Source organism: Streptomyces sp. ISL-12 (assembly GCF_018614415.1).
Lineage (GTDB): Bacteria > Actinomycetota > Actinomycetes > Streptomycetales > Streptomycetaceae > Streptomyces.
This window is the reverse complement of the sequence record NZ_JAGGOO010000194.1, coordinates 1-10,502: the sequence shown is the minus strand read 5'-3', so window position 1 is coordinate 10,502 and position 10,502 is coordinate 1. Positions and strand designations below refer to the sequence as shown.

The 10,502-nt window shown below is 73.3% G+C and carries 11 protein-coding genes and 1 pseudogene; 10 read left to right on the top strand and 2 right to left on the bottom strand.

Annotation, left to right across the window (positions count from 1 at the left end):
- Positions 1 to 473 precede the first annotated feature (473 nt).
- The 5 genes from J7I94_RS37165 (at position 474) to J7I94_RS37145 (ending at position 4,539) form a co-directional block, all read left to right on the top strand.
- Positions 474 to 959: a hypothetical protein gene (locus J7I94_RS37165; RefSeq protein WP_215174687.1), complete on the top strand. Its 486-nt coding sequence runs from the start codon at positions 474 to 476 to the stop codon at positions 957 to 959.
- The gene (locus J7I94_RS37160; RefSeq protein ID WP_215174685.1) at positions 956 to 1,717 is read left to right on the top strand and encodes a hypothetical protein; all 762 of its coding nucleotides are present in this window, start codon (positions 956 to 958) and stop codon (positions 1,715 to 1,717) included. The genes J7I94_RS37165 and J7I94_RS37160 overlap by 4 nt, the downstream gene beginning before the upstream one ends.
- A 63-nt stretch (positions 1,718 to 1,780) precedes the next feature.
- Positions 1,781 to 2,698 carry a transporter substrate-binding domain-containing protein gene (locus J7I94_RS37155; protein WP_215174683.1) on the top strand — a complete coding sequence of 306 codons (918 nt, stop codon included), beginning with the start codon at positions 1,781 to 1,783 and terminating at the stop codon, positions 2,696 to 2,698.
- An 84-nt stretch (positions 2,699 to 2,782) separates the two neighbouring features.
- Complete coding sequence (locus J7I94_RS37150) at positions 2,783 to 3,523, top strand: NUDIX domain-containing protein (protein WP_215174681.1); 741 nt, start codon at positions 2,783 to 2,785, stop codon at positions 3,521 to 3,523.
- A complete protein-coding gene (locus J7I94_RS37145; RefSeq protein WP_215174679.1) occupies positions 3,520 to 4,539 on the top strand; it encodes an ADP-ribosylglycohydrolase family protein in 1,020 nt (339 codons plus the stop codon). The genes J7I94_RS37150 and J7I94_RS37145 overlap by 4 nt, the downstream gene beginning before the upstream one ends.
- Before the next feature lies 1 nt (position 4,540).
- Here the strand turns inward: J7I94_RS37145 and J7I94_RS37140 are convergent.
- Together J7I94_RS37140 and J7I94_RS37135 are read right to left on the bottom strand one after the other, a co-directional pair.
- Positions 4,541 to 5,282 (bottom strand): annotated as a pseudogene (locus tag J7I94_RS37140) (DNA polymerase beta superfamily protein).
- 22 nt (positions 5,283 to 5,304) lie between these two features.
- Positions 5,305 to 5,721 (bottom strand): Rieske (2Fe-2S) protein, encoded by a 417-nt coding sequence (locus tag J7I94_RS37135; RefSeq protein ID WP_215174677.1) that lies wholly within the window; start codon positions 5,719 to 5,721, stop codon positions 5,305 to 5,307.
- A gap of 232 nt (positions 5,722 to 5,953) precedes the next feature.
- Between J7I94_RS37135 and aroH the strand changes: the two genes are divergently transcribed.
- The 5 genes from aroH to der all read left to right on the top strand — a co-directional run bounded on the left by aroH (position 5,954) and on the right by der (position 10,420).
- Positions 5,954 to 6,316, top strand: coding sequence for a chorismate mutase (gene aroH, locus J7I94_RS37130; protein WP_215174675.1), 363 nt, complete (start codon positions 5,954 to 5,956; stop codon positions 6,314 to 6,316).
- Positions 6,313 to 7,398: a prephenate dehydrogenase gene (locus J7I94_RS37125; RefSeq protein ID WP_215174673.1), complete on the top strand. Its 1,086-nt coding sequence runs from the start codon at positions 6,313 to 6,315 to the stop codon at positions 7,396 to 7,398. The genes aroH and J7I94_RS37125 overlap by 4 nt, the downstream gene beginning before the upstream one ends.
- A gap of 130 nt (positions 7,399 to 7,528) precedes the next feature.
- Positions 7,529 to 8,224 carry a (d)CMP kinase gene (gene cmk, locus J7I94_RS37120; protein ID WP_215174666.1) on the top strand — a complete coding sequence of 232 codons (696 nt, stop codon included), beginning with the start codon at positions 7,529 to 7,531 and terminating at the stop codon, positions 8,222 to 8,224.
- A 53-nt stretch (positions 8,225 to 8,277) separates the two neighbouring features.
- Entirely contained in the window at positions 8,278 to 8,865 is a 588-nt protein-coding gene (locus tag J7I94_RS37115; RefSeq protein WP_251076307.1) for a 1-acyl-sn-glycerol-3-phosphate acyltransferase, read from the top strand.
- 76 nt (positions 8,866 to 8,941) lie between these two features.
- Positions 8,942 to 10,420, top strand: coding sequence for a ribosome biogenesis GTPase Der (der, locus tag J7I94_RS37110; RefSeq protein ID WP_215174662.1), 1,479 nt, complete (start codon positions 8,942 to 8,944; stop codon positions 10,418 to 10,420).
- Positions 10,421 to 10,502: the final 82 nt, after the last annotated feature.

Sequence of the window (10,502 nt, the reverse complement as noted above, 5' to 3'; positions counted from 1 at the left end):
CGGTGGGGGTAGTCATGGGGTCCATTGTGGTGGGGGCGTGTCGCGGTCCCGTCGCTTCTAGGGCCTGTCGTTTGGATCAGGACGCAGGACATCGGCGGGACTTGTCCATGCCGGTGAGCGGGGTCTGGTGCGTGCAGCTGCAAGGCGGAGGAGGGAGTCGACGCGGAGCGTCGGCGAGTGACGACAACGCCGCAGATGCGCGTGCCAGACCCCGCGTCTGCGGCGTGATCCAAACGACAGGCCCTAGGGGCCGATCCGGACGACAGGACCCGGCCGGGCCGGACCGGGCCGGGTCCTGTGCGGCGGCGGTGACGGTCCTGTGCCACTGGAGTCACCGTAAGATAACCAGCCCCCCACAGGGCGTAGTCGCCCGGTAGTCTGGACCTGTCGAGACGGTCAGGCGTTCGAGCACGGTGAGCCCCTGATCCGGTTCGGCCGGACGGCACGGTTGCATCGAGGACCGGGGGAGTCCTATGTCGGAGTTGCTGACCGCCGCACAGACCATCGCGCCCGTGATCACCACCGCCGCCGCCGGGTTCGCCGGCGCCGTCGTCCAGTCCGCCCAGAACCAGGCGGCGGACGGTGTCGTGCGGCGGGGACGGGCCCTCGTGGGCCGGCTGCTGGAGCGCCGCTCCGGTGAGCCGGCCGACCCCGCGGCCGACGCGGCCGTGGAACAGATCAGGAACCTGTCCGACGCCGACCGGCTGGCCCTGGACCGGGCCGTCGGCACCTGGCTGGACGCCAAGCTCGCCGACCGGCCCGCGGACCTGCGCGCCCTGATCGAGGACGAGGCCAGGGCAGTGCGGCCGTCCAGACACATCCACGCCACCGCACACGTGTCGGGCCGCGGCGCCTTCGGCATCGGGTACGTGGAGAACATGGGCGGCCTGAACATCAGGGACCGCCCGGACGACCCACGGGACGAGCCCGGAGAGGAGCCCCGGGAGGACCGGCGGTGAGCGGGAGAGAGCACGACTCCGTGCACGGCCGTGCCGACGTCTCGGGTACCGGTTCCGTCGGCATCGGCAGCGCCAATCAGGTCATCGCGCTGATCCTGGGCGCACCCGAGTGGAAGGTGGGCGCGGACAAGGTCCAGCGCTGGACCGACTGGCCGCAGTTCTTCCTGGTGTTCCTGCTGGAGGCCGTCGCCCTGTCCCTGGCCCCCGACGCCCCGGCCCGTCAGCTCGGCTGGGTGTACGCCCTGCTGGCGGCCGCCTTCTGCCTGTCCCTGTGCCGGATGGCCGGGCTGGTCCGTGCGGTGGCCCGCCGGAACAAGGAGCGGTGGAGCTGGCTCCAGCCGCTGGTGACCCTCGGCGCGGTCCTGCTCGCGTCCCTCGGCGTCTTCGGCATGGACCACTACGCCGACCACGGCGAGGTGGACGTGACGGGCCTGGTCCGGATCACGGGCGGGACGTCCGCGGCGGACGGCCGGCGGCTGACCGTCACGGTGGAGAACGAGCCGCGCCGCAGCCACCTGCGCCTCGCCCTGGAACTCACCGACGCCGTGCCGGGGGCGCAGTCCTGTGTCCCGGCCACCACGTACGACGCGAAGCTCGCGGGCAGTTCGGCCCACCGGGTCGAGGACGTACGCGGCGGGGAGACGTTCTCGCTGCCGCTGGGCGGCGTCCAGGGCGAGGTCGAGGTGGACCTGGTGCTCCACTCCGACCGGGGGTGCCGCATCCACGCCTCCGTCGCCGAGGCCGCCCTGCACGACTGAGCCGGAACAGCACCGCACGACCGACCGGAACAGCACTCCAAAACCGAGGGGACGTGAGGACACGTGAGACGGATCGCGGCCGGGCGGAGAGCGGGGCGGGTGCGCGCCGGGCGCCGGGCACGGGGCTGGGCGGCGGTGCTCGCGTGCGCGGCGCTCGTGACGACGGCCTGCTCGTCGGACCAGCACGACGGGACGTTCCTGGGCGTGCGCGAGGTCGACGTGGGCATGCACAAGGACCTGCCCGGCATGTCGCTGCTGGAGAACTACACCTACTCCGGCTTCGACAACGCGCTCTTCCTCGACCTGGAGAAGTGGCTGGAGGACGAGGTGGGCGTCCAGGTCACCCGGAACGCCGACGTGCCCTCCGCCGCCCGCATCACCAAACTCCAGTCGGGCGACGCGGACCTGATCATCGCCTCGTTCTCCGTCACGCCGGACCGGATGGAGGAGATCGACTTCGTGGGCCCGTACCTCACCACCGTCCAGGGGTTCCTGGTCCACGCGGACTCCGGTATCCGCACCCATGACGATCTCGCGGGCAAACGCGTCTGCACCTGGGACGGCACCACCTCCAGGGTGGCGCTGGCCGAACTGAAGGACACCGTCTCGGTGGGCGGCACGGACGCCGCCGAGTGCGTGCGGAAGCTGCGGGACGACCAGGTGGACGCGGTCTCCACGGACCAGGTGCTGCTGTACGGCTTCGCCCAGCAGGAGACCGGGAAGGGCGGGCTGCGCGTGGTGCCCGGCCTGACCGTCGGCGCTCCGCAGCACTACGGGATCGGCCTCGCCAAGGGACACCGCGACGACTGCCTGGCGCTCGCCGAGTGGCTCAAGGGCTATGTGGGCGGCCGCGAGTGGCAGGGCAACTTCCGCGAGGCGCTGCCGCTGCTGGTGCAGGACCAGCCGGACTGGATCAGTACGCACAAGCCGGAGGACGAACTCATCGACGCGCACTCCTGCGTGGACAAGCCCAAGGTCTGAGCCGGCCCGGCCCGGCCGAGGGCTTGTGCGAGACCGCGCCCCTCTTTATAGTCGTGGTGACTATTAAAGAGGGGTGGTCGGGTCATGGACGGATCCAGCGGTCCCGCGGACGCCTACGACAAGCACGCCTACGAGCCCTTCGCCGTCACCGTCGACCTCGCCGTCCTCACGCTCCGCGCGGGCGCGCTGCACGTGCTGCTCGTCGAGCGGGGCCAGGAGCCGTACGCCGGCCACTGGGCGCTGCCCGGCGGCTTCCTGCTGCCCGACGAGTCGGCGGAGACGGCGGCCCGGCGCGAGCTGGCCGAGGAGACCGGCCTCACGGACGTGACCGGACTCCACCTGGAGCAGCTGCGGACCTACAGCGAACCCGGCCGCGACCCCCGGATGCGGGTCGTCTCCGTCGCCTTCGCCTGTCTGCTGCCCGACCCTCCCGACCCGCACGGCGGCGGCGACGCGGCCGAGGCCCGCTGGGTGCCGTACGACGCGGCGCGCCACCTCGCCTTCGACCACGACCGCATCCTGGCCGACGCCCGCGAACGGGTCGGCGCCAAGCTGGAGTACACCTGCCTGGCCACCGCCTTCTGCCCGCCCGAGTTCACCCTCGGGGAACTCCAGCGGGTCTACGAGACGGTGTGGGGCACGGCCCTGGACCGCCCCAACTTCCGCCGCAAGGTCCTCGCCACCCCCGGCTTCGTCGAACCGGTCCCCGGCGCCGCGCGGCTGACCGGCGGCCGGGGCAAACCGGCCGCCCTGTACCGCGCGGGCCCGGCCGGCGCCCTCCATCCGCCCCTGCTCCGACCGTCCCGGGAAGGACGCCCCGCATGACCACCACCCTCACCGAGCGCGCCGCCACCGGCGCGCTCACCGGACTCGCCCTCGGGGACGCCCTCGGCTTCCCGACGGAGTTCAGCGACGTGCCGGCGATCCTCGCCAAGTGCGGCCCCTGGCGGGAGATGGCGCTGCCCACACCCGCGTACGTCACCGACGACACCCAGATGACACTGGCGCTGGCCCGAGGTCTGCGCACGGCGACGGACCGGGGGGTGCTGGAGCCCGAGGGGATGGCCGAGGCCGTCCGCGAGGAGTTCGTCGCCTGGAACCGGTCGCCGGAGAACAACCGCGCCCCGGGCACCACCTGCATACGCGCCTGCGAGCTGCTGGAGGACCGCGGGCGGCGCTGGCAGGACGCGAGCCGCATCCACTCCAAGGGCTGCGGCGCCGACATGCGCGTCGCCCCGCTCGGGCTCCTCCCCGGGCTGAGCGACGAACAGCGCGCGGGCGCCGCCCAGTTGCAGGCCGCGCTCACCCACGGGCACCCCACCGCGCTCGCCGCCTCCGACCTCACCGCGCACGCCGTACGGCTGCTCGCCACGGGCGCCGAGCCGACCGGACTGGTCGGGCTGCTGCGGTCGTACGCCCTGCACCACCGCACCCGTTACCACGAGCGCTGGCTCGGGGACCTGTGGACCCGGGCCGGGGACGCCGGGCCGCAGGAGTTCATCGCGCGCGGCTGGGACGAGTGCCTGGCCGCCCTCGACCGGCTGCGCGGCGCCGTGCGTACCGTCTCGCCGGAGACCGACCCGTGCCTGGCCACCGGCGCCGGCTGGATCGCGGAGGAGGCCCTCGCCACCGGGCTGCTGTGCTTCCTGCTCTTCCCCGGCGACCCGCTGACGGCCCTGCGCCGCGCCGCCTGCAGCTCCGGCGACTCCGACTCGATCGCCTGCCTCGCGGGCGCCTTCGCCGGAGCCCACCTGGGCGCCGGGGCCTGGCCGGAGGAGTGGGCCGGCCGGATCGAGTACCGGTCCGATCTGGTGGCGTTCGGGGCGCTCTGGGACGCCTGAGTCACTCCGGTCGCAGCACCGAGGCGCGGCGGGCGCGGACCAGGAAGTCCTCGACCCGGCGCCGGTCCGGTTCGGCGGGCAGCGGGGTGCGGGCCGCGGCCTCCGCGCACTCCCCGGCCAGCCGGACCATCCGCGCCTCGACCTCGGGCCAGGGCACCTCACCGCGCTTCACGGCGAGCAGGGACTCCCGGGCGTCGCCGACCTCCACGGTGAGGACGCCGGTGCGCAGCAGGTCCCGGGCGCTCGCCAGCAGGCGCAGCAGATGCATCGCGTGCTTCCAGCGCGGGGTGCCGTGCGCGCGGACGTCGGCGTCCAGCTTGCGGCGCTGGGACAGGGCGATGGGGGCACCGCCCGCGCGAGCGAAGCCGAGCGTGGGGGAGGGTGAACGACTCGTACGCGCGCAGGGAGAGGAACGCGCCGCGCAGGGCGAGCAGTTCGCGGCCGGTCGGGTCGGCGTGCTCCACCAGCGGGGAGTGCAGGCACTCCAGGACGGTGGGGTTGGCGCGCAGGGCCAGTTCGCAGAAGCGTTCCAGCTCCCAGCTGAACTGCTCCTCGGCCGGTCCCTCGATGTGCGTCGGCGGCTTGGTGAAGCGCCAGAACAGCGGCGTGGGGGCGAGGAACACGCCCCGGCGGTCGGTGTCGCTGTCCGCCGTGGCCAGACCGAAGGCGCGCGACCCCGTCACACAGGCGTAGACGGTGTGCTCGCGCACCAGGGTCTCGGCGTCCGGGCCGGCAGGAGTCATGCCCGGGAGCGTACGCGGGCGATCACGTCAGGCGGACGGAATTCCCCTCCACCGTGATCTGCTGCGCGGGCAGCGGCTCGGTGGCCGGGCCCTGCCGCACCGCGCCGTCGGTGATGGCGAACTTGCTGTTGTGGCAGGCGCAGTTGATGGTGCCGCCGGACACGTCCGCCACCACACAGCCCTGGTGGGTGCAGACCGCGGAGAACGCCTTGAAGTCGCCCTCCTCCGGCTGGGTCACCACCACCTTCCGCTCCTTGAAGACCTTGCCGCCGCCGACCGGGATGTCGCCGGTCCGCGCCAGGTCCGCCGCCGGGGACTCGCTCGCGGACGAGGAGTCGCCGTCGTCGTCCCCGCCACCGCAGGCCGCCGTGGTGAACGCCGTCGCGCCCGTCGCGACCGTCGTGAGGAGAACCGTGCGGCGCGTCGCGCTGTGGGTCATGTCGTCACTCCGAGAAAGGGGGGAGGGGAGAGGGGAGGGGACGAGCATGGCACCGAAGCGGGCGAAGGGGAAGCAACCAGGATGAGTACGGCAAAACGCGCCCCGGCCGTGCGCGGGGCGCCGCCGTCTCAGTGACCGGGCGCGCGCTCCCGTTCCGCACGCGCTGACTACGCTGGACGGATCAGAGTCGGTACGCAGAGCAGTGATACGTCGATCAGCGAGGAGCAATGCCGTGGCGGTACGAGCGGTCCGGGGCGCCGTCCAGCTGGAGCGGGACGAGGCCGGTCACATGGACGAGCGGGTCTCCGCGCTGCTCACTGCCGTGCTGGAGCGCAACGGCCTGACCGGGGACGACCTGATCAGCATCTGGTTCACGGCCACCCCCGACCTGCACAGCGACTTCCCGGCCGCCGCGGCCCGCAAGCTCGGCATCACCGACGTACCGCTGATCTGCGCCCAGGAGCTGGACATCGAGGGCGCCATGCCCCGCGTCGTCCGCATCCTCGCGCACATCGAGTCCGACCGGCCGCGCGCCGAGATCGCGCACGTCTACCTCGGTGCCGCGGCGGCCCTGCGCAAGGACATCGCCCAGTGAGGTCCGCACTCGTCATCGGCACCGGCCTGATCGGTACCTCCGCCGCCCTCGCCCTGACCCGGCGGGGCGTCACCGTCCACCTCGCCGACCACGACCCCCAGCAGGCCCGTACCGCGGCGGCGCTCGGCGCCGGCACCGACGAGGCCCCGGACGGGCCGGTCGACCTCGCGATCGTCGCCGCCCCGCCCGCCCACGTGGCCGGGGTGCTCGCCGACGTGCTGCGGCGGGGCCGGGCGCGCGGCTGCGTCGACGTGGCCAGCGTCAAGGGCGGCCCGCGCCGCGAACTGGAGACGCTCGGCCTGGACCTCACGTCCTACCTCGGCACGCACCCCATGTCCGGCCGGGAGAAGTCCGGCCCGCTGGCCGCCACCGCCGACCTCTTCGAGGGCCGCCCCTGGGTGCTCACCCCCACCCGGGACACCGACACCGAGGTGCTCAACCTCGCCCTGGAGCTGGTCTCGTTCTGCGGCGCCGTACCGGTGGTGATGGACGCCGACGCCCACGACCGCGCCGTCGCCCTCGTCTCCCACATGCCCCACCTGGTCTCCGGCCTGGTCGCCGCCCGCCTGGAGCACGCCGACGAGGCCGCCGTACGGCTGTGCGGGCAGGGCATCCGCGACGTGACCCGGATCGCCGCCTCCGACCCGGCGATGTGGATCGACATCCTCTCCGCCAACCCCGGCCCGGTCGCCGACCTGCTCGGCGACGTCGCGGGCGACCTGGAGAAGACGGTGCGGGCGCTGCGCGCGCTGCAGTCCGCCGACGAGGACAAGCGCCGCGAGGGCGCCGCCGGCGTCGAGGAGGTGCTGCGCCGGGGCAACGCGGGGCAGGTCCGGGTCCCCGGCAAGCACGGCAGCGCCCCCCGGGTCTACGAGACCGTCGCCGTCCACATCGACGACCAGCCGGGCCAGCTCGCCCGCATCTTCGCGGACGCGGGACAGGCGGGCGTCAACATCGAGGACGTACGGATCGAGCACGCCACCGGGCAGCAGGCCGGCCTGGTGCAGCTGATGGTGGAGCCGAAGGCGGCCACCGTGCTGACGGCCGCGCTGCGGGAGCGGGGCTGGGCGATCCGGCAGTGACCGCCGCCCGGACCCCGAGGAGGCCGGTCCGAGGCGCGGTGGCGAGCCAGTAACCTGGTGCGGGGGGCGCGCGCGTGCCCCCGCAACCCCAGTCCCCCCCCACCCCACCGCACCAGGAAGGTGTCCCCTCGTGGAAAACGGCGCCGCCCCGACCGCCCCGGCCGTGATTGTCGCCATCGACGGCCCCTCCGGCACGGGCAAGTCGAGCACGTCGAAGGCCGTCGCCGCACAGCTCGGCCTCAGCTACCTGGACACCGGCGCCCAGTACCGGGCGATCACCTGGTGGATGGTGACCAACGGCATCGACACCGACGACCCGCGGGCCGTCGCCGCGGCGGCCGAGAAGCCCGAGATCCTCTCCGGCACCGACCCGGGGAACCCCACCATCACCGTCGACGGCGTGGACGTGGCCGGCCCGATCCGCAGCCAGGAGGTCACCTCCAAGGTCAGCGCGGTCAGCGCGGTCCCGGAGGTCCGGACCCGGATCACCGAGCTGCAGCGGGCGATCGCCGGCGCCGCGGTGACCGGCATCGTGGTCGAGGGCCGGGACATCGGCACCACCGTGCTGCCGGACGCCGACCTCAAGATCTTCCTCACCGCCTCCGCCGAGGCCCGCGCCGCCCGCCGCAGCGGCGAACTGAAGGACGCCGACCTCAAGGCGACCCAGGAGGCGCTGGTCAAGCGGGACGCGGCCGACGCCGGCCGGAAGACGTCGCCGCTCGCCAAGGCCGACGACGCCGTGGAGGTCGACACCACCGACCTCACCCTCCAGCAGGTCATCGAGTGTGTCGTCACCCTTGTCGAGGAGAAGCGGGCGGCCAGGTGACACAGCCCTCCGAGCGGGGTGCCGAGGTCGGGCGGCGCATCGGCGTCGGCCTGATGTACGGGCTGTTCCGGCCCCGGGTGCTCGGCGCCTGGAAGGTGCCCGCCGCAGGCCCCGTGATCTTCGCCGTCAACCACGCGCACAACATAGACGGCCCGATGGTCATGGGCGTGGCCCCGCGGCCGACGCACTTCCTGATCAAGAAGGAGGCGTTCGTCGGCCCGCTGGACCCCTTCCTGACCGGCATCGGCCAGCTGAAGGTGGACCGCTCCGGCGCCGACCGCACGGCGATCACCCGGGCGCTGGACGTGCTCGCGGCCGGCGGCGCTCTCGGGATCTTCCCGGAGGGCACCCGGGGCGAGGGCGACTTCGCCGCGCTGCGCGCCGGGCTCGCGTACTTCGCGGTCCGCGGCGGGGCGCCGATCGTGCCGGTGGCCGTGCTGGGAAGTTCCGACCGGCCCGGACGGTTGATAAAGGCGCTGCCCCCGCTGCGCTCCCGCGTGGACGTCGTCTTCGGCGACCCCTTCGAGGCGGGCGACGGCAGCGGGCGGCGCACCCGCAAGGCGCTGGACGAGGCGACCGAGCGCATCCAGAAGCAGCTCACCGCGCACCTGGAAAACGCCAGGCGCCTCACCGGGCGCTAGGTAACACTTGAGTAGTGGATCACCCGGGACAGACAGGGTGGCCACCGATCACCACGATGAACGAGGTACGGACTTCATGAACGACGACATCCACTCCGAGGGCTCGGGCGAGGAGCACGACCACGGGGCGCTTGGCGACGCCGAGTACGAGCGGTTCATGGAGCTCGCCGCGGAAGAGGGCTTCGACATCGAGGACGTCGAGGGCGCGATCGAGGCGGCCGGGCACGGCCCGCTGCCCGTCCTCGCCGTCGTCGGCCGCCCCAATGTCGGCAAGTCGACCCTGGTCAACCGGATCATCGGCCGCCGCGAGGCGGTCGTCGAGGACAAGCCCGGCGTCACCCGCGACCGCGTCACCTACGAGGCCGAATGGGCCGGCCGCCGCTTCAAGGTCGTCGACACCGGCGGCTGGGAGCAGGACGTCCTCGGCATCGACGCCTCCGTCGCCGCGCAGGCCGAGTACGCCATCGAGGCGGCCGACGCGGTCGTCTTCGTGGTGGACGCCAAGGTCGGCGCCACCGACACCGACGAGGCGGTCGTACGGCTGCTGCGCAAGGCCGGCAAGCCGGTCGTGCTGTGCGCCAACAAGGTCGACGGCCCGAGCGCCGAGGCCGACGCGTCGTACCTGTGGTCGCTGGGCCTCGGCGAGCCGCACCCGGTCTCCGCGCTGCACGGCCGGGGCACCGGCGACATGCTGGACAAGGTCCTGGAGGCGCTGCCCGAGGCCCCGGAGCAGACCTTCGGCACGGCGGTCGGCGGCCCGCGCCGCATCGCCCTGATCGGCCGCCCGAACGTCGGCAAGTCCTCGCTGCTGAACAAGGTGGCGGGCGAGGAGCGCGTCGTCGTCAACGAGCTGGCCGGCACCACCCGCGACCCGGTCGACGAGCTGATCGAACTGGGCGGCGTGACCTGGAAGTTCGTCGACACCGCCGGTATCCGCAAGCGGGTCCACCTCCAGCAGGGCGCCGACTACTACGCCTCGCTGCGCACCGCCGCCGCCGTGGAGAAGGCGGAGGTCGCCGTCATCCTGCTGGACGCCTCCGAGAACATCTCGGTGCAGGACCAGCGGATCGTCACCATGGCCGTGGAGGCGGGCCGCGCGGTCGTCCTCGCCTTCAACAAGTGGGACACCCTCGACGAGGAGCGCCGCTACTACCTGGAGCGGGAGATCGAGACCGAGCTGGGCCAGGTCGCCTGGGCCCCGCGGGTCAACGTCTCGGCGCGCACCGGACGGCACATGGAGAAGCTGGTCCCCGCGATCGAGACGGCCCTGGCGGGCTGGGAGACCCGGGTGCCGACCGGCCGGCTGAACGCCTTCCTGGGCGAGCTGGTCGCCGCCCACCCGCACCCGGTGCGGGGCGGCAAGCAGCCGCGCATCCTGTTCGGCACGCAGGCGGGCACCAAGCCGCCGCGGTTCGTGCTGTTCGCGTCCGGGTTCATCGAGGCGGGCTACCGCCGGTTCATCGAGCGCCGGCTCCGCGAGGAGTTCAGCTTCGAGGGGACGCCGATCCATATCTCGGTGCGGGTGCGCGAGAAGCGCGGCGCGAAGAAGAAGTAGGCGCGGGGAGATGACCGCGACGGCAGTGTGAAGGGGGCGGACCCGGGTGACCGGGTCCGCCCCCTTCACACTGCCCGCCGTC